Origin of the sequence: Pantoea sp. BJFS-204 (assembly GCF_049310725.1) — a bacterium.
In the GTDB taxonomy this organism is placed as follows: Bacteria; Pseudomonadota; Gammaproteobacteria; order Enterobacterales; family Enterobacteriaceae; genus Pantoea; species Pantoea agglomerans.
Window position 1 is genome coordinate 619036 of sequence record NZ_JBMOWE010000002.1, and the last position, 19278, is coordinate 638313.

Here is a 19278-nt window from a genome sequence, read left to right on the forward strand (position 1 = left end):
CTCAGGCCCTCAGGGGGCAACAGGTAAAGCCGTGGTGTATTTAATCTCTTCCATGGCGAAGCTGGATGTCACATCAATCAGGCCAGGCACCCCATTCACTAATCGCTTGTAGAAAGCATCATAGCTTTTCATGTCGGCCACCTGAATGCGCAGCAGGTAATCATACTCGCCTGCCATACGGTAAAAGGCCATTACCTCCGGCATGCTGCTCACCACCGAGACAAATGCCTGATACCAGTCGCGGCTGTGCTGCTGCGTTTTAACAAACATAAACGCCGTCAGTGACAGTCCGATTTTATCTCCATCCAGCAACGCCACCCGTGCGCGAATAATGCCATCATCTTCAAGCTTTTTCAGGCGCTTCCAGCAGGGTGTGGTGGTGAGGTTGACGGCATCCGCCAGCGCCTGCAGCGACAGCGTGCAGTCATGCTGCAGCAGTGAGAGCAATTTAAGGTCAGTTTTATCTAACATTCGCGGCTCCGGGAGAATCATTTTCTCCATTACCGCCATTTTAGCGGTAATTGTGCAATCTCTTTTTCCTGCACGTGCCATAAAATAGCCGCATCACTTTTTTACCGGACGCCTGAGATGCACACCTGCTGGATTCGCCACGCTATCAACGAAATTAACGCTGATTTTCAACGATCGGCTGAGACCCATTTGATCCGTTTCGATCTGGCGGACTTTCCCGGTATCTGGTTCTATCTGAAAGATGAAAGTACCCATCCCAGTGGCAGTCTTAAACACCGGCTGGCACGATCCCTGTTCCTCTACGGCCTCTCCAACGGCTGGATTAAACAGGATACGCCGATTATCGAAGCCTCGTCAGGCAGCACTGCCGTTTCTGAGGCGTACTTCGCAAGGCTGCTGGGTCTGCCCTTTATTGCGGTGATGCCGGCGAGCACGGCGAAGCGTAAAATTGAGCAGATCACCTTTTATGGCGGACAGTGCCATTTTGTTGAAGATCCCTGCCAGCTCTATGCTGAATCTGAACGGCTGGCGCGGGAGCTCAATGGCCATTTTATGGATCAGTTTACCTATGCTGAACGTGCCACCGACTGGCGCGGCAATAACAATATTGCAGAGAGCATTTTCCGTCAGATGGAGCATGAACCTTATCCGATTCCCCATACGATAATCATGAGTGCGGGCACCGGCGGCACCTCAGCCACGCTGGGCCGCTATATCCGTTATCAGGGACTGGAAACCAAACTGCTGGTGGTTGATCCGCAGCATTCGGTGTTTTTTGATTACTGGCAGCAGCGTGATGCTACCCTGACCAGCGCGCGCGGCAGCATGATCGAAGGAATTGGCCGTCCGCGAGTGGAGCCGTCGTTTATGCCTGACGTGATCGACGAAATGATCAAAGTGCCGGATGGTGCAACGCTGGCCGCCATGCTGAAACTGGAAAAGATTCTGGGACGCAAGCCTGGCGCCTCTACCGGCACTAATTTCTGGGGCATGATGCAGGTGGCAAAACGCCTACGGGCAGCGAATCAGCAGGGAGCGCTGGTGACACTGCTGTGCGACAGCGGCGAACGTTATCCCGATAGCTACTATCAGCCTGAGTGGGTGGCAAAACATATTGGCGATATCACGCCATGGCAGCGCGAGCTGGAATAAAAAACCGGACATCCTGTCCGGTTCACGGCAATCCTCAGCATTCGGGGGAATACGCGAGGTCGGGTGTTGCCAGCCAGTGATTTAAATAGTGAGACACCGCCTGTGTCTCGCAATGCCCTAATACCGGCAGATGCGGTAGCGCGGCTTTCAGCTGCGCCATCGCATTGCCCATGATAAAACCCTGTCCGGCCTGCGCCAGCATCTCGCGATCGTTCATCGCATCACCAAACGCCATACACTCCGCCATGGTCAGCGACAGATGGTCACATAACAGTGCCAGCGCGCTGCCTTTATTGCAGCTGGCGGGTAACACCTCCAGACAATCCACGGCAGAGAAGCAGATGTTAGCCTGCTCGCCCAGTGCGGCATCCAGCTCTGTTTTTAGCTGACAGAGGCGCTGATGCTGATCGATAAAGCAGATTTTTGTCACCTGATGCGCGGGCAACCTTTTAAGATCGCACAGCTGATAGCCAAATCCGCTGATCTGATGGGCCACCAGCAGTTCAGGCTGTGGGTGATCGGTAAACCACCCCTGATCGTTGAAAACATGCATGGTGGCGGGCGTATTCCAGCGGCGGTGGATCACCTCTTCGGCGACCGAAGAGGGCAGATCACGCGCAAAGATCAGATTGCCCTGCCTGTCGTGTACACGGGTACCATTACCGGTAATCAGCCACGCGGGCAGTGTCATTTTTTCCCGTAAGATCTGCATCTCCAGCAGATGGCGGCCCGTCGCCAGCGCCAGATTAACGCCACGCAGATGCAACGCCTGCAGGCTATCCAGCGTCTGCTGACCCAGCTGATGATCCGGCAGCAATAATGTGCCATCCATATCGAACGCGGCTAAACGCACCATGATTTACCTCCTGCTGAAAGATGAACTCCACTATTGCCTGTTAATTGCGGAACTAATAGTGAATACTTTTAAAAAACTGTTCCGGGTTTAACATGCGCCAGCTTAACCGTCTTAATCAGTTCCAGCGTCTGTGGCAGCAGAGTCAGGGCGCCCCACAGCAAACCTGCGTGGCGGAGATGGCCCGCCACTGTATCTGCAGCGAGCGTCATCTGCGCACGTTGCTGTCACAGTGGCAGCATGCAGGCTGGCTCAGCTGGCGCGGCGAGCCTGGCCGTGGCAAACAGGGACAGATAGTGTTTCTGCGCTCACCTGAACAATTACGGCAGCAGTTGCTGCAACAACAGCTCGACGCCGGAGACGCCGCTGAGGCCTTGCAGCTGCTGGATCTACCGCCGGAAAGGCTGATCAATATGCTGCGGCCATTAATGGGTGGACAGTGGCAGAACGATACGCCGGTTCTGCGCATCCCCTACTATCGTCCGATGGAGAGCACAGAGCCGCGCCAGATTACCGGTCGGGCCGAGCAGCACCTGGCTCGCCAGATCTATTCCGGTCTGACTCGCTTTGAGCAGGATGAGCCGGTCGGCGATCTGGCGCATCACTGGCAACATGACGAGGCGTCATCTGGCTGGTTATTCTGGTTACGGCCTCAGCTGATGTGGCACAACGACGAGCCTCTGCAGGCCGCACAACTGGTGGCGCAATTCCGCCAACTGTTGCGGGATACGCGCGTCAGTGTGTTGCTGGCCGATGTGGTCAGCGTGGATGCGCCCCATCCGCTTGCGGTGCGTTTCGTACTGCGACGGCCTGATTTCTGGCTGCCCTATCGGCTCGCCCACTTGTTGTGCCTGCTGCCCCATCCCATCGATCCCGCCACGGGCAGCGGGCCGTGGAAACTCAGGCACTTCAGCGCCGAGCTGGTCAGGATTGAAAGTCACGCGCGCTGGCATCTGCAGCGCCCTCTGCTGCAGGCGGTGGAGTACTGGATTACTCCTCAGCTATTTGATCCCGCTCTCGGCAGCAGCTGTCGTCATCCGGTGCAGATTGCGATAGGGGATGCCACAGAGCTCAGGACGCTGCAACCGGTCAGCAGCAGTATCAGCCTCGGCTTCTGTTATCTGGTCTGCCGGCCGCGAGCCGGATTTACCGCTGATCAGGCGCGCACGCTTTTCCAGCTGATCCAGCAAAGCGGCATTGTCAGCCGGTTGCCTCTGGATGAGGGACTCATCACTCCCAGTAAAGAGCTGTTACCTGGCTGGAGTGTGCCGCTGATTGATGCTGTCACGGTTCCCTTACCGGCAACCCTGACGCTGCATTATCAGTTGCCGGTTGAGCTGCACCAGATGTCACAGGCGCTGGTTGCACTGTTAAAACAGCACGGCTGCACCCTGAAGGTAGTTTTTCATCCGGTAAAAAACTGGCACGGCATCGACCCGCTTGATGAGGCAGATATCGTGATGGGCGACAGACTGATTGGTGATGCGCCGGTCTTTACGCTGGCCAGTTGGTTGCAGACTGACCCGCTATGGCGGCCGCTGTGGCCCACACTGCAGGGCGAAGAGATTCAGGCGCAACTGCTGGCTATCCAGCAAATTGCTGACGACGAAACCCGTGCCCGCTCGCTGCATCAGCTTTATCATCAGCTGATGACGGGCGGCATCCTGCTGCCACTGTTCAATTATCGCTATCAAATCTACGCGCCGCCGGGCGTTGAAGGGATTGAACTGAATACGCTGGGCTGGTTCGATTTCAGCCGCGCATGGATCCCGCCGCCCATTGATCTGCCATGCAGCTGTTCAGCGGCGGACTGAGGCATTACCATAAGCGCAAAATTAATTATCAGGAAAACACCATGAAACGCGCTGTTGTAGTTTTCAGCGGTGGACAAGACTCCACTACCTGCCTGATTCAGGCATTACAGCAATATGATGATGTTCATTGCGTCACTTTCGACTATGGACAACGCCATCGGGAAGAGATCGATGTGGCCCGCGACCTGGCGATTAAACTGGGCGCGCGCGCGCATAAAGTGCTGGATGTCACCATGCTGAACGAACTCGCCGTCAGCAGCCTGACGCGGGATAACATTCCGGTGCCGGCTTATAATCCCGAGGCCAGTGGATTACCCAGTACGTTTGTGCCGGGACGCAATATTCTCTTTCTGACGCTGGCCTCGGTTTACGCTTATCAGGTCGAAGCGGAAGCGGTGATCACTGGCGTCTGTGAGACCGATTTCTCCGGCTATCCCGATTGTCGCGATGAGTTTGTCAAAGCGCTGAACCATGCGGTGTCGCTTGGCATGGCGCGCGATGTTCGTTTTGAGACGCCGCTGATGTGGCTCAATAAAGCGGAAACCTGGGCGCTGGCGGATTACTGGCAGCAGCTTGCGCTGGTACGCGAGCAGACGCTGACCTGCTATAACGGCGTGAAAGGTGACGGATGTGGTGAGTGTGCAGCCTGTCATTTACGAGCCAATGGCCTGCAGGGTTATCTCAACGATCGTGCTGGCGTAATGGCGGCAATGAAAGCAAAAAGCGGTCTTAACTAAGACTGTCTGAGGTGGCGGCAGAGAATCCGGGTTGCCGCCTTTTTATCGACTCATGCCATCAGACGCATCAGTCGCTCGCGCAACTCCCCTTCCAGCGCAACCGCCTTCTGAGTCCGCAAATCAATACAGACAAAAGTGAGTGCGGCATCCGCCACCACGGTCTCCTGCCCTGCCAGCAAAATACGCTGCGCAATAATGCCGCTTTTGCCATTCAACTGCGTGATCTCACTTTCGATAGTCAGTACGTCGCACAGCACGGCCGGGCGACGGTAGTTGATGTTGATGTTTACCACCACAAAAGCCAGTTTCTGTTCCTGCAACCAGTGGAATGCCTCCACCTCTTCCAGCCACTCCCAGCGCGCCTCCTCAAGAAACTCAAGATAGCGCGCATTATTGACGTGCTGATAGACATCCAGATGATAGCCGCGCACTTTTATGGTGGTCTGCATGGTCATGCTCTCCTGCTGCTGTGAATTAACTGGTTGGACCTGTTCACTTTAGCAGAGTCGCCTGTCTATCGTGGGTTAAGCATCACAGATGTGTACTGCTTCACAATTTCAGCCGGGCCGCATTTCGCTCTATCAACGCATTGCCGATGCCCGGCACTTCACTGAGTTGCTGAATTGCGCTAAACGGTCCGTACTGTTCGCGATAGCTCACAATTGCCTGCGCCTTTTTCAGCCCCACCCCATTCATAACGGCAGAGAGCTGTTCGGCTGTTGCTTCATTGATGCTGACCTGCTCCTGCTGTGGCTGCGCGGCGGCTTCCGGCTTCGACGCAGGATGTGAGCTCTGCGTGACGGCTGCGCTGACAGGTTCAGGTGCCGCAGAGACGCTGCTGTGACAGAGTGCGCCGCCCAGCGCGAGTGAAAGATAAAAGGCAACGAGTTTAGGTTTAGCCATGCTGTGTTTCTCCTTGTGTGTAAACAGCAGCGACAGAGTGGCACTACTGCACACAAGGCTCAAAAGCGGGATTTCAGAAATGGAAAAGGCCGCGAATGCGGCCTTTGATTGTTACAGTCGTTGCGCAGTTTCTGCGAGGCTTACTGCATTTGTGCGGCAGCGCCGTACTTAATTTTGGCCTCTTTACGCAGGTTTTGCAGTAACGCTTCAAACGCCAGCTGCGCATTATTCTGCGTGACGCCTTTGACCATTTCGTCAATCTGCGCCTGCGGCATGCTGCCGGTTTTAACTTTATCAACCGCCACCAGTACCACATTGCCCTGCATATCTTCGCTGACACCCCAGGAAGGTTTATTTTCCGCAGGCTGAGGCAGGTTAAAGGCAGTCTGTGCCACCGGATCCTGCGCATTGCGATCAACGGTCTTGCTGGCGCTCAGCGTCAGACCTGCGGCAGTCAGCGCATCCTGCTTACCGGCTTTGAGATCGGCCAGCAGCTTATCAGCCTGAGCTTTCGCCTGCTGCGTCGCTTTATCATGCTTAAGCGTGTCAGTGATCTGCGCCTTAACCTGCTCAAGCGGTTTTACCGCTTCCGGTTTATGCTCACTGATACGCAGCACAAAGGCACGGTCGCCATCGACAGTGATGATATCGGAGTTGTTGCCCGGCGCGCCGTTTTGCCCGACCAGACCGCCATTAAAGATCGCCTGCTTCACCGCATCAAAGTTAAGCTCATCTGGCAGCGTATCCTGACTGAACCAGCCAGTCTCTTTCGCTTTCAGACCAGAAGCCTGCTCTGCACCCGCCAGTGACTCATTGTCATTGCTGGCCGCTTCGCTGACTTTCTGTTGCACTTTGTAGAAGGCATCAACGCCCTTCTCCTGCTTCACTTTCGCTGCAATGGCGCTGCGCACTTCATCCAGTGGCTTAACCTGCTCTGGCTGAATATCGTCAAGACGAACCACCAGGAAGCCCACTGAAGATTTGATCACGCCTGACATCTGGCCTTTCTCAGTCAGACCGGCATTTTTCAGCTCATTCGGCGTCGTAGAGGGTTCCAGCCAGCCCATATCGCCGCCCTTACGCGCAGAGATCGGGTCAATGGATTTGGCTTTTGCCACGTCGGCGAAGCTGGCACCCGCTTTCAGCTGCGCCAGGACCGCATTGGCATCGGCTTCAGTTTTGGTCTGAATGACGCTGTAGCGCGTACGCTGTGGCTGCGAATAGTCCGCTTTATGCTGGTCGTACCAGGCCTGAATATCGGCCTCGCTGGCATCCTGCTGCATGCTGGCTGCATCCATCAGGAGGTAGCTGACACGGAACTGCTCTGGTGCCATAAAGCTGGTTTTATGCTGCTGATAATACTGACTGATTTCGTCGTCAGTAACGGCCTGCTTCGCCGCCAGTGCATTGACGTCCAGCGTCGCCTGACGAATCTCACGCTGCTGTGAAACCAGGTCCACCAGTTTGCTGGCTTCGCCTTTCAGCGTGAAGTCGGTGTTAGCCACGGCATTGATCAGCTGTTGATTAGAGAGCTGCTTACGCAGCGCTTCGGCATACTGGTCGGCGCTGAAGCCCATATTGCTGATCAGACTCAGATATTTGGCATTGTCGAATTTACCGTTGGTCTGAAAAGCCTGCTGATTGAAGATAGCCTGCTTCACCTGATCGTCGCTGATGCTGAGGTGGAGATCTTTGATGTAGCTATCAAGCAGCGCCTGATCTATTAACTGCGACAGCGCCTGCTGGCGAATCTGCTGCATGTAGCCATCGTTGCTGGCCAGCTGAGAGAACTGATCGCCCAGCATCTGCTGCTGACGACTGCGCTCGCTGTTGAACGCCTGCTCCAGCTGTCCCCGGCTAATCTCCTGGCCGTTAACTTTGGCCGCATAGTCGTTATTGCCGCCAATCAGATAGTTGCCAACGCCCGTCAGCACAAAGGAGAGGATAATCAGCCCCAAAATAATCTTGAGCACGACATGGTTCGACGCCGCGCGTAAATTGTCCATCATGGTATGGCAACACTCCGCTGTAGTGTGAATGTAAAGCTCGGTCGCAATTCGCCATTGGCTGGCGACTCACGCAACTGCTGGCTTAGCTGGCAGTCTCAATCCGGTCCAGGTCCATCTTACGGCCCGATTCTCACCGGTTAAAACAAAAAAGGCACATCTGATTGATGTGCCCGTATGTTACATGAGAACGGGTTAATCGTCCTCTAATCCACTGAAGAAAATGCGTCAATGAATCTATTCGTTGTTATTAATTGACAGCGTCTTTCAATGCTTTACCAGCACGGAAGCCTGGTACTTTACCGGCCGGGATGGTGATCTCTTTACCGGTTTGCGGGTTGCGGCCAGTACGTGCAGCGCGGTCACGCACAGAGAATGTGCCGAAACCTACCAGAGCCACTTCATCACCGTCTTTCAGCGCATCTGAAACTGAGCCCATAAATGCATCTAAAACACGTCCCGCTGCAGCTTTAGAAATATCAGCATCGGCAGCAATTTTGTCGATCAATTGTGACTTATTCACTCTCTTCATCCCCTCTTTTATTATTTCACATCGTACCCTGCATCCGGCAGGGTGCGAACGCGCAGCAAGTTATATCAAGCCTGTGGAGCCGAAACAACGGAATTTCTCTGAGAACGTCGCGTCGGCAGCCACCTAAATTAACGGCACAAAAAAAAGCTGGCAAGCGCCAATTGCCTTGCCAGCTCCGCTTTTTAACGGTTTTTGCCGTTAATCACTATTTTGCTGTTACGACCTGCATACCGTATGGCGCATTTTCCAGTGCCAGATTCAGCACCTCTTCAATGCGTTTCACCGGATGAATCTCCAGATCGGCAATCACGTTCTGTGGAATCTCTTCCAGGTCGCGCTTGTTGTCGTCAGGGATCAGCACGGTTTTAATGCCACCACGGTGCGCTGCCAGCAGTTTCTCTTTCAGCCCGCCAATCGGCAGCACCTGACCACGCAGGGTGATCTCACCGGTCATCGCCACATCCGCCCGCACCGGGTTACCGGTCAGACAGGAGACCAGCGCAGTACACATGGCGATACCGGCACTTGGACCATCTTTCGGCGTAGCGCCTTCAGGTACGTGAACGTGAATATCACGTTTTTCGTAGAAGTCACCATTGATGCCCAGCTTCTCGGCACGGGCACGCACCACGGTCAGCGCAGCCTGAATCGACTCCTGCATCACTTCACCCAGAGAACCGGTGTAAGTCAGCTTGCCTTTACCTGGTACGCAGGCGGTTTCGATGGTCAGCAGATCGCCACCCACTTCCGTCCATGCCAGACCCGTTACCTGACCCACACGGTTTTCGCTGTCCGCACGACCGTAGTCGAAGCGCTGAACGCCCAGGAAATCCTTGAGGTTTTCGCCATTGATGGTGATGTGCTTTTTCGTCTTGTCCATCAGCAGCGATTTAACCGCTTTACGGCACAGTTTCGACAGCTCACGCTCAAGGCTACGCACACCGGCTTCACGGGTGTAGTAACGGATAATGCCCACAATCGCGCTGTCTTCAACCGTAATTTCATTGGCTTTCAGGGCGTTGCGCTCAATCTGCTTGGTCAGCAGATGCTGCTTAGCGATGTTCAGTTTTTCATCTTCGGTGTAACCCGACAGACGAATCACTTCCATACGGTCCAGCAGCGGTGCCGGGATGTTCATTGAGTTCGATGTAGCAACGAACATCACATCAGAGAGGTCATAGTCGACTTCCAGATAGTGGTCGTTGAACGCAATGTTCTGCTCAGGATCAAGCACTTCCAGCAGCGCTGAAGCCGGATCGCCGCGCATGTCAGAGGACATTTTGTCGATTTCATCCAGCAGGAACAGTGGGTTTTTAACCCCGACTTTCGCCATTTTCTGGATTAATTTACCCGGCATAGAGCCGATGTAAGTACGACGGTGACCGCGGATTTCAGCTTCATCACGCACGCCACCCAGCGCCATACGCACATATTTGCGTCCGGTCGCTTTGGCGATCGACTGACCGAGAGAGGTTTTACCTACCCCTGGCGGTCCGACCAGGCACAAAATCGGCCCTTTGATTTTGCTGACGCGACTCTGAACCGCAAGATACTCAAGAATACGATCCTTCACGCGCTCCAGCCCGTAATGGTCGGTATCCAGCGTCTCCTGCGCTTTACGCAGATCTTTCTTCACTTTGCTGCGCGCGTTCCACGGAACCTGCACCATCCAGTCGATATAGCCGCGAACCACGGTTGCTTCAGCGGACATCGGGGACATCATCTTCAGCTTCTGCAGCTCAGCTTCCGCTTTCTCGCGCGCTTCTTCCGGCATTTTTGCCGCGTCGATTTTGCGTTTTAACGCTTCGTACTCGTCGGGCGCGTCGTCCATCTCGCCCAGCTCTTTCTGAATCGCCTTCATCTGCTCATTCAGATAGTACTCGCGCTGGCTCTTCTCCATCTGCTTCTTAACACGGTTGCGAATGCGCTTCTCAACCTGCAGCAGATCGATTTCAGATTCCATCATCGCCATCAGATATTCCAGACGTTCGTTGACGTCGGACATCTCCAGCACAGACTGTTTGTCTGCCAGCTTCAGTGGCATATGTGCTGCGACGGTGTCGGCAAGGCGGGCCGCATCGTCAATGTTGTTCAGCGAGGTTAAAACCTCGGGTGGGATCTTTTTGTTGAGTTTGATGTAGCCTTCAAACTGATTGATCGCCGTGCGCACCAGCACTTCCTGCTCGCGCTCTTCGATCTCTGGCGAAACCAGATATTCAGCTTGTGCCACAAAATGGTCACCGTTATCGGCCAGCGTCGTAATGTGGGCGCGCTGTAAACCTTCGACCAGGACTTTGACGGTGCCATCCGGCAGTTTCAGCATTTGTAATACTGATGCAACGGTCCCTACTGAGAAGAGATCGTTAATGCCAGGTTCATCCGTTGAAGCCTCTTTCTGTGCGACCAGCATGATTTTTTTATCATGATCCATTGCGGCTTCAAGGCACCGAATTGATTTTTCCCGGCCAACAAACAACGGAATTACCATGTGCGGATAAACCACCACGTCGCGCAGCGGCAACACGGGGATTTCAATGCGTTCAGAACGCTCAGGATTCATAGAGCTCTCTCTTTGTTTAATGTCCGCCAGGTGATGGGAACCGCATCAGGCAGGTATGCAGTTAAACCCACAGGTATCTGAGTATATGGGGATGATTGTCCGACATTCAACGTCACAGAGGCGAGAAAAGCAAAAGGGGAAACATTTTCCCCTTTTTTATTACTACAGGATGGACGATCTGTTTAATTATTCGCCAGATGCCTGGGCTTCATGCTTACCGTAGATCAACATGGGCTCAGACTGACCTTCAATAACTGATTCATCAATCACTACTTTTTCCACGTCGTCCATGGAAGGCAGGTCATACATCGTTTCCAGTAACGCGCCTTCTACAATTGAACGCAGACCACGTGCACCGGTTTTACGTGACATCGCTTTCTTAGCAATGGCGGTTAACGCCTCGTCACGGAACTCCAGCTCAACGCCTTCCAGGTTAAACAGCGCCTGGTACTGTTTGGTCAGGGCGTTCTTAGGCTCACGCAGAATCTGAATCAGCGCTTCTTCGCTCAGCTCGCTCAGGGTCGCAACAACAGGCAGACGACCGATGAACTCAGGGATCAGACCAAATTTGATCAAATCTTCTGGTTCACACTGCGCAAGCAGTTCGCCTTCGCTGGCTTTCTGCGATTTCCCTTTCACGGTCGCGCCGAAGCCGATACCGGATCCGGTTTCAACACGCTGGGCGATCACTTTGTCCAGGCCGGCAAATGCGCCGCCGCAGATAAACAGAATTTTAGAGGTATCAACCTGCAAAAATTCCTGCTGCGGATGCTTACGTCCACCCTGCGGGGGAACGGCAGCCACGGTGCCTTCAATCAGTTTAAGCAGTGCCTGCTGTACGCCTTCGCCTGACACGTCACGAGTAATCGACGGGTTATCAGACTTACGTGAGATTTTGTCGATTTCATCGATGTAAACGATGCCGCGCTGTGCTTTCTGTACGTCGTAGTCGCATTTCTGCAGCAGTTTCTGGATGATGTTTTCAACATCTTCACCCACGTAACCGGCTTCAGTCAGCGTGGTGGCATCAGCCATGGTGAACGGCACATCCAGCAAGCGTGCCAGCGTTTCTGCCAGCAGCGTTTTACCACTACCGGTCGGGCCAATCAGCAGAATGTTGCTTTTGCCCAGCTCGATACCATTGCTGGTATCGCCGTTGCGCAGACGCTTGTAGTGGTTGTAAACCGCAACCGCCAGCACTTTCTTCGCTCTTTCCTGACCGATGACATAATCATCGAGGTGATGGCGAATTTCATGTGGGGTTGGCAACGCACTACGTTCACGATGCGGGGCAACTTCTTTAATCTCTTCGCGAATGATGTCGTTGCACAGGTCAACACACTCATCGCAGATATACACTGACGGCCCGGCAATCAGCTTTCGCACTTCATGCTGGCTTTTGCCGCAAAAAGAGCAGTACAGCAACTTTCCTGAACCGTCTTTGCGCTTATCTGTCATCAGTTAACCTCTTCTTGTTCTCAGGCCATACCCGCGTACGGCTCAGGCCGTGCAGAGACGGCCGAAATTCATTCAACCCATAATAGTACCGTTGTCCTGTTAACTATAGACCAGGGACAACGGTAAGTCGGGTCTTATTGGCGATGCGTCAGAATTGAATCGACTAATCCATACTCTACCGCTTCATTTGCAGAGAGGAAACGGTCACGCTCGGTGTCACGCTCAATTTCTTCCAGCGTTTTACCGGTGTGCTCAGCCATCAGCTCATTCATACGCTGCTTAACTTTAAGGATTTCGCGCGCGTGGATCTCGATGTCTGACGCCTGACCCTGATAACCGCCCAGCGGCTGGTGGATCATCACACGTGAGTTTGGCAGACAGAAACGTTTGCCTTTGGTCCCCGCCGTCAGCAGGAAAGCGCCCATAGAACAGGCCTGACCCATACAGATAGTGCTGACATCCGGTTTGATAAATTTCATGGTGTCGTAGATCGACATACCGGCCGTGATGACACCGCCTGGCGAGTTAATGTAGAGATAGATATCTTTTTCCGGGTTTTCAGCTTCCAGAAACAGCATCTGCGCCACAATCAGATTAGCCATGTGGTCTTCGACCTGGCCAGTCAGAAAAATGACGCGCTCTTTAAGCAGACGGGAGTAGATGTCGTAAGAACGCTCACCACGCGAAGTTTGTTCAACCACCATTGGCACCAGCGCATTGTGCGGTGCTGTATATTCACGATCGCCACTGTATGACATTACCGTCTCCTGGATAAATTTCATTGGCAACATTCTGTACCGATTCTACGTAAGACGCGCGGGAAACTCCACGCCGCGCCTTTTTCCGACACCTTCAGGACGGTTAATCAGCCAGCCTCACTCTTATTTCTGCATACTCCCTGTATCTGGGGATGCTGCACGCATGTTTCAAGCATAACAATCTTTTCCCTGTTCGCTAACCCGGAAAAAGCGATGCGTGAATAATTCGCCTGTTTATTAAACAAATAGCGGCGAAGAGTGGCTATCCGGACGCAAAACACAAAAAAGCCCGCGACTTTTCAGTCACGGGCTTAGCACAGACGGTTAAATGCGTGATCAGGCCTGAGCGGTCTGATTCATCAGATCCTGGAAGTTGGTCTCTTTCTCGGTCACTTTAGCTTTCGCCAGGACCGCTTCAACCGCTTGCTCTTCCAGCGCAACGTTGCGCATATTGTTCATCAGCTCGTTATTCTTGCTGTAGAACTCGATCACTTCCTGCGGATCTTCATACGCAGAAGCCATCTCTTCGATCATGGTGCTTACGCGCGCTTCGTCAGCTTTCAGCTCGTGGGTACGAATCACTTCGCCCAGCAGCAGACCGACAACAACACGGCGTTTAGCCTGCTCTTCGAACAGTTCGCGTGGCAGTTCCAGCGCCTGCTGTTCGTTGCCACCGAAACGCTGTGCAGCCTGACGACGCAGAACGTCGATTTCGCTGTCAACCAGCGCAGCTGGCACGTCGATTTCGTTCGCTTCAACCAGACCGTCGATTGCCTGAGTTTTGATGCGATTACGGATAGCGCCTTTCAGCTCGCGATCCATGTTCTTACGCACTTCAGTACGCAGACCGGCAACTGAACCATCTTCAACGCCGAAACGTTTGATGAACTCTTCAGTCAGCTCTGGCAGTTCGCGCGTTTCAACTTTCTTCAGCACGATCTCGAACTTCGCATCTTTCCCTTTCAGGTTTTCTGCGTGGTAGTCGTCCGGGAATTTCACGTCGATAGTGAAAGTTTCGCCCGCTTTGTGACCCACAACGCCTTCTTCAAAGCCTGGGATCATGCGGCCCTGGCCCATGGCCAGAACGAAATCAGAGGCTTTGCCGCCTTCGAACTCTTCACCGTCCACAGAACCGTTGAAATCGATAGTGGCACGATCTTCCGGACCTGCTGCAGCGTCGCTTTCGATCCAGTTGGCCTGCTGCTTGCGCAGAGTGTCCAGCATGGTATCAACGTCAGCATCAGTTACTTCAACGACAGGTTTTTCGACTTCGATGTTTTCCAGGCCTTTCAGCTCAACTTCCGGATAGACTTCGAATTCAACCGCGTAGGTGAAATCCTGACCTTCTTTGTATTCGCCTGGCACGTAGTTCGGTGCGCCAGCCGGATTAATTTTTTCTTTGATGATGGCGTCAACAAAGTTGCGCGTCATCAGCTCGCCCAGCACGTCCTGACGGACAGAAGCGCCGTAACGCTGTGCCACGATGTTCATCGGCACTTTGCCTTTACGGAAACCATCGATGCGAACTTTCCTGGCAACGTCAACCAGTTCTTTTTTTACAGCGCTTTCGATGCTGTCAGCAGCGACAGTTATCGTAATGCGACGGCCCAGGCCCTGAGTGGTTTCTACAGAAACTTGCATCTTGTTACCTCAAAAAATCACGTGCTCGGTCAACTTCAGACACCACACATAGTGAAATGCGCCGTATCCAACAACCGGGACGGCTTCCGTGAAGAGAACCTGATCCCTGTTACCAGAAGCGTCCCGAAGACATTCCGGAAAAATAGACGCAGCATTATAGCGGCATCGCTGGAATGAGTCGAGGATGCTAACTCACCACTTTTCAGCAGGTTTGCTGCTTTTTTGAGCCAGGGATCGCGTTTTTCGCTAAATAACAGAAAAAACGGCCCGCAGGCCGTTTCAGAGAAGGGAGATCAGGCGAGTGTTCCGGCACCACGACAGTTAGGCGAAGCCAGTACGGTATCCTGCAATCCTTCCCACTCTTTCAGGGTATAAGTATGCAGGGCTAAGGCATGTACGCTGCCCGCTAACTCAGCGGCCAGTTCGCCATAAATCAGGCGATGACGCGCCAGAAAGCGCTGGCCTGCAAAGCAGTCGCTCACGATGACCACTTTGAAGTGACTTTCCGATCCGGCAGGAACGTTGTGCCGGTAACTTTCGTCGTGCACTTCCAGATGAGCTGGCTGAAACGCCACACGCAGCTTTTCTTCTATTTGTTCGCGGATCATGGCTATTACTCCTCAATGGCGAGCGCAGTGCCCCATCTCATTCAATCTTAGTCGCTTTTAGTGCGCTTACCCGTCAGCCGACGCTAAATATTGCATTTTATGTCAGGCCGCTTCCGGCACGCATAATAACGCAGCTGAAACGAACAGCAAACCGGCCTGTCAGAGAAGGGGCTTAAAACGGTTTCAGACACAATTTCCCCGGCAACAGGGCTTTTTTCACTGCCGGGCAATGCTATGATGACCGCAGTTTTTGCAAACCAACCCCCTGACACCAACGAGAAAAAGTATGTTGAAAAAACTGTTATTCCCACTGTTGGCTGCGTTCATTTTAGCCGGCTGTGCAACCAGCAATAATACCCTGACTATCCAGCCTAAAATTCAGTTACCGCAGCAGGACCCAGGCCTGATGGGCGTGACTGTCAGCATCAACGGTGCCGACCAGCGTAAAGATCAGGCGCTGGCAAAAGTAAACCGTGATGGTCAGTTAGTGACCTTAACGTCATCGCGTGACCTGCGCTTCCTGCTGCAGGAAGTGCTGGAGAAGCAGATGACAGCACGCGGCTATATGATTGGTCCTAATGGCGCGGTCGATCTGCAGATTGTGGTGAACAACCTCTATGCCGACGTCACTCAGGGCAATGTGCGCTACAGCATCACCACCAAAGCGGACATCTCTATTATCGCAACAGCGAAAAACGGCAACAAACAGGTTAAAAACTACCGCCAGACTTACAGCGTAGAAGGCGCGTTCAACGCCAATAACCAGAAGATTACCAACGCGGTGAACGCCACTATGAGCGATGTGATCGCGGATATGGCTCAGGACACCAGCGTCAACGACTTCATCAAGCAGAACGCCCGTTAATTCAGTCTCTCCTCTGCCCTGCCTTGCGCAGGGCTTTTTGTTATCTGCAGGATCCGCATGAACCACTATCTTCGCCTCTTCAGCCAGAAAAACGCCGCCGTATTGCTGCTTCTTGGTTTTGCTTCCGGACTGCCGCTGGCCCTGACATCGGGCACGTTGCAGGCGTGGATGACGGTGGAAAATGTCGACCTGAAAACCATCGGCTTCTTTTCGCTGGTCGGCCAGGCCTATGTCTTTAAGTTTCTCTGGTCACCGATGATGGACCGCTATACGCCGCCGTTTCTGGGCCGGCGTCGCGGCTGGTTACTGGTCAGTCAGCTGGCGCTGGTTGGCGGGATAATCGCGATGGGATTTCTGCAACCGGGACGCGATCTTACCCTGATGGCCGCGTTGGCCGTGCTGATTGCCTTCTGCTCCGCCTCACAGGACATCGTTTTTGACGCATGGAAAACGGACATCCTGCCGCCTGAAGAGCGTGGCAGCGGTGCGGCGATTACCGTGCTGGGGTATCGACTGGCAATGCTGATTTCCGGCGGGCTGGCGTTGTGGCTGGCTGACCGCTACCTCGGCTGGCAGGCAACCTACTGGCTGATGGCGCTGATGATGGTGCCCGGCATTATCGCCACGCTGGTGGCGAGCGAGCCAGATACCCGTATCTCCACACCCCATTCACTGCGTCAGGCGGTGGTCGATCCACTAAAAGATTTCTTTCAGCGCAACAACGCCTGGCTGCTGATTACCCTGATTATTCTTTACAAGCTGGGCGATGCGTTTGCCGCCTCGCTGACCACCACTTTTTTGATTCGCGGCGTGGGCTTCAACGCCGGTGACGTCGGTCTGGTCAACAAGACGCTGGGTCTGCTGGCGACCATTATCGGCGCGCTCTATGGCGGCGTACTGATGCAGCGTCTGAGCCTGTTCCGGGCGCTAATGATTTTCGGTCTGCTGCAGGCTGTCTCGAACTTTGGTTACTGGCTGCTGGCGGTGACCGATAAACAGTTGTGGAGCATGGCCAGCGCGGTCTTTGTTGAAAATCTCTGTGGCGGCATGGGCACCGCGGCCTTTGTGGCGCTGTTAATGACGCTGTGCAATAAGTCGTTCTCCGCTACCCAGTTCGCACTGTTGTCGGCGCTCTCAGCGGTGGGTCGGGTCTATGTTGGCCCGGCGGCGGGGTGGCTGGTGGAACTCTGGGGCTGGCCGACCTTTTATGCTTTCACGGTGATGGCGGGTCTGCCGGGCCTGGTGCTGCTGGCTTTTTGCCGACAAACATTGAATCAGGTCGAGCAAAGTGGCAATTTTCTGACACGTAGCTACTATCCTCATGGCTATCGCTGGACTAATCGTCTGTTTGCAGCCGGATGCGGCGTGCTGGCACTCTGGCTGGTGGCTCTGGCACTGAATGCGTTGGGCGTGACGGCGCTGACACCGCTGCTTACCCGCCTGTTTGAGCTGGGTATGACACTCTCCCTGCTGGCGGTGCTTTCGGGAGTGTTGCTGGACTATCGGGCGCTGAAGAGAACCCCTGCGTTGCCTGCATCAGATGCTTAAGTGAAATCGATAGGTTTACGGGCTGCGGCTTATTTTATGACACGCCGATAAGTCGCCGCCATTTATCATCGCGTGTTATTTTTTAAAAATAACAATATGACCTGAGGAGGCGTAGCGGAAATACTAAAAACCGGTGAGCAATTACTTTAGTTAAATTTCATCGCGCAAATGATGCAGACTTGTTAAATATTTGGGAGTTAAAAGTAAGGGTTATTCCTTTCCCTGATTTTTTTACGGTTACTTCCATTGGTTTTTGTTATATTGATGCCAACTGCTTGTCTGCGTTAATTATTTGTCACCTGGCGCAACATCTGTGACACCCTTAGCAAAAGGTGTCAACACGTATCTGACACATCCTTAAGCTGGTTTACACTGCATAAACCTTCCCGTAAAATGCGCGCACACTTAAACGACAATAGAGCCCTTTGTCATTGAGGTCGTTAAATGAGACTCAGTAAATACAATAAAAGTTTGGGGATTTTGTCATTAATTGCAGGCACTTTATTAATGAGTGGCTGCGATAGTGCATTGTTAAATCCCAAAGGACAGATTGCACTGGAGCAACGTTCGCTGATACTGACTGCCTTTGGCCTGATGTTGATCGTCGTCATCCCCGCAGTCCTGATGGCCGTGGTGTTTGCCTGGAAATATCGGGCGTCCAACACGAATGCGAAGTACAGCCCTAACTGGTCACACTCTAACAAAGTGGAAGCCGTGGTCTGGACCATTCCGATCCTGATCATTCTCTTCCTCAGCGTGCTGACCTGGAAATCAACCCACGCACTGGAGCCCAGCAAACCGCTGCAATCTGATGTGAAACCGGTTGAGATCGATGTGGTTGCACTGGACTGGAAATGGTTGTTCATTTACCCGGAACAGGGTATTGCGACCGTGAACCAGATTGCCTTCCCGGCAAATACTCCGGTGAACTTCAAAATCACGTCTAACTCCGTCATGAACTCTTTCTTCATCCCAACGCTCGGCAGCCAGATTTATGCGATGGCTGGTATGCAGACCAAGCTGCATCTGATTGCAAATGAGCCGGGAATTTTCGACGGTATCTCTGCGAACTTCAGTGGTCGTGGTTTCTCTGGCATGAAGTTTAAAGCCATTGCAACCAAAGACGATGCGGAATTCCAGCAGTGGGTGGCTAAAGTTAAAGCAGCCCCTAACACGCTGAACACCATGGATGATTTCGAGAAAGTGGCTGTGCCAAGCGAAAATCACCCGGTGGAATATTTCTCTTCAGCTGATCCGAAACTGTTCATGCAAGTCATCGACAAGTTCAAGATGAGCCACGGGAAAATGGACATGCCAAAACATGAAGGTATGGACATGAGTCACGCCGCTTCCGCGGGAGCCGAGGAATAAT

At 53.4% G+C, this 19278-nt stretch carries 17 protein-coding genes; 6 read left to right on the forward strand and 11 right to left on the reverse strand.

Annotated features, from left to right (window positions below):
* Positions 1–9 precede the first annotated feature (9 nt).
* On the reverse strand, positions 10–471 hold the full coding sequence (locus ACO6VX_RS09725; protein ID WP_010671213.1) for an Lrp/AsnC family transcriptional regulator: 462 nt from the start codon (positions 469–471) through the stop codon (positions 10–12).
* A 117-nt stretch (positions 472–588) separates the two neighbouring features.
* Here ACO6VX_RS09725 and ACO6VX_RS09730 point away from each other — a divergent pair, with 117 nt between their 5' ends.
* Positions 589–1623 carry a PLP-dependent cysteine synthase family protein gene (locus ACO6VX_RS09730; RefSeq protein ID WP_010255863.1) on the forward strand — a complete coding sequence of 345 codons (1035 nt, stop codon included), beginning with the start codon at positions 589–591 and terminating at the stop codon, positions 1621–1623.
* Positions 1624–1657: 34 nt separating this feature from the next.
* On the opposite strand, the gene cof is transcribed toward ACO6VX_RS09730, so the two are convergent.
* Positions 1658–2479, reverse strand: coding sequence for an HMP-PP phosphatase (gene cof / locus ACO6VX_RS09735; RefSeq protein WP_422432061.1), 822 nt, complete (start codon positions 2477–2479; stop codon positions 1658–1660).
* A 92-nt stretch (positions 2480–2571) separates the two neighbouring features.
* On the opposite strand from cof, the gene ACO6VX_RS09740 reads away from it, so the two are divergent.
* Both ACO6VX_RS09740 and queC read left to right on the forward strand, forming a co-directional pair.
* Positions 2572–4290 (forward strand): SgrR family transcriptional regulator, encoded by a 1719-nt coding sequence (locus ACO6VX_RS09740; RefSeq protein ID WP_422432063.1) that lies wholly within the window; start codon positions 2572–2574, stop codon positions 4288–4290.
* Between the two features lie 41 nt (positions 4291–4331).
* On the forward strand, positions 4332–5027 hold the full coding sequence (queC, locus tag ACO6VX_RS09745) for a 7-cyano-7-deazaguanine synthase QueC (protein WP_052272157.1): 696 nt from the start codon (positions 4332–4334) through the stop codon (positions 5025–5027).
* Positions 5028–5077: 50 nt separating this feature from the next.
* Here queC and ACO6VX_RS09750 read toward each other — a convergent pair whose 3' ends face one another.
* The 9 genes from ACO6VX_RS09750 to bolA form a co-directional block, all read right to left on the reverse strand.
* Complete coding sequence (locus ACO6VX_RS09750; protein WP_422458094.1) at positions 5078–5476, reverse strand: YbgC/FadM family acyl-CoA thioesterase; 399 nt, start codon at positions 5474–5476, stop codon at positions 5078–5080.
* Positions 5477–5576: 100 nt separating this feature from the next.
* Complete coding sequence (locus ACO6VX_RS09755; RefSeq protein ID WP_010255849.1) at positions 5577–5930, reverse strand: ComEA family DNA-binding protein; 354 nt, start codon at positions 5928–5930, stop codon at positions 5577–5579.
* Between the two features lie 140 nt (positions 5931–6070).
* The gene (ppiD, locus tag ACO6VX_RS09760; protein WP_422432067.1) at positions 6071–7939 is read right to left on the reverse strand and encodes a peptidylprolyl isomerase; all 1869 of its coding nucleotides are present in this window, start codon (positions 7937–7939) and stop codon (positions 6071–6073) included.
* 247 nt (positions 7940–8186) lie between these two features.
* The gene (gene hupB / locus ACO6VX_RS09765; RefSeq protein ID WP_009091701.1) at positions 8187–8459 is read right to left on the reverse strand and encodes a nucleoid-associated protein HU-beta; all 273 of its coding nucleotides are present in this window, start codon (positions 8457–8459) and stop codon (positions 8187–8189) included.
* A 214-nt stretch (positions 8460–8673) separates the two neighbouring features.
* Positions 8674–11028: an endopeptidase La gene (gene lon, locus ACO6VX_RS09770; RefSeq protein WP_010255415.1), complete on the reverse strand. Its 2355-nt coding sequence runs from the start codon at positions 11026–11028 to the stop codon at positions 8674–8676.
* A gap of 186 nt (positions 11029–11214) precedes the next feature.
* Entirely contained in the window at positions 11215–12486 is a 1272-nt protein-coding gene (gene clpX / locus ACO6VX_RS09775) for an ATP-dependent protease ATP-binding subunit ClpX (RefSeq protein WP_010671205.1), read from the reverse strand.
* A 134-nt stretch (positions 12487–12620) separates the two neighbouring features.
* A complete protein-coding gene (gene clpP / locus ACO6VX_RS09780) occupies positions 12621–13244 on the reverse strand; it encodes an ATP-dependent Clp endopeptidase proteolytic subunit ClpP (protein ID WP_010255410.1) in 624 nt (207 codons plus the stop codon).
* Positions 13245–13580: 336 nt separating this feature from the next.
* Positions 13581–14885 (reverse strand): trigger factor, encoded by a 1305-nt coding sequence (tig, locus tag ACO6VX_RS09785; RefSeq protein ID WP_010255408.1) that lies wholly within the window; start codon positions 14883–14885, stop codon positions 13581–13583.
* Positions 14886–15178: 293 nt separating this feature from the next.
* A complete protein-coding gene (gene bolA / locus ACO6VX_RS09790) occupies positions 15179–15493 on the reverse strand; it encodes a transcriptional regulator BolA (RefSeq protein ID WP_008924895.1) in 315 nt (104 codons plus the stop codon).
* Positions 15494–15779: 286 nt separating this feature from the next.
* On the opposite strand from bolA, the gene ACO6VX_RS09795 reads away from it, so the two are divergent.
* The 3 genes from ACO6VX_RS09795 to cyoA all read left to right on the forward strand — a co-directional run bounded on the left by ACO6VX_RS09795 (position 15780) and on the right by cyoA (position 19277).
* Positions 15780–16358, forward strand: coding sequence for a lipoprotein (locus ACO6VX_RS09795; protein ID WP_010255406.1), 579 nt, complete (start codon positions 15780–15782; stop codon positions 16356–16358).
* Positions 16359–16415: 57 nt separating this feature from the next.
* Positions 16416–17906, forward strand: a complete 1491-nt coding sequence (ampG, locus tag ACO6VX_RS09800; protein ID WP_010255404.1) for a muropeptide MFS transporter AmpG — start codon at positions 16416–16418, stop codon at positions 17904–17906.
* Positions 17907–18350: 444 nt separating this feature from the next.
* The gene (gene cyoA, locus ACO6VX_RS09805; RefSeq protein ID WP_010255402.1) at positions 18351–19277 is read left to right on the forward strand and encodes a cytochrome o ubiquinol oxidase subunit II; all 927 of its coding nucleotides are present in this window, start codon (positions 18351–18353) and stop codon (positions 19275–19277) included.
* Position 19278: the final 1 nt, after the last annotated feature.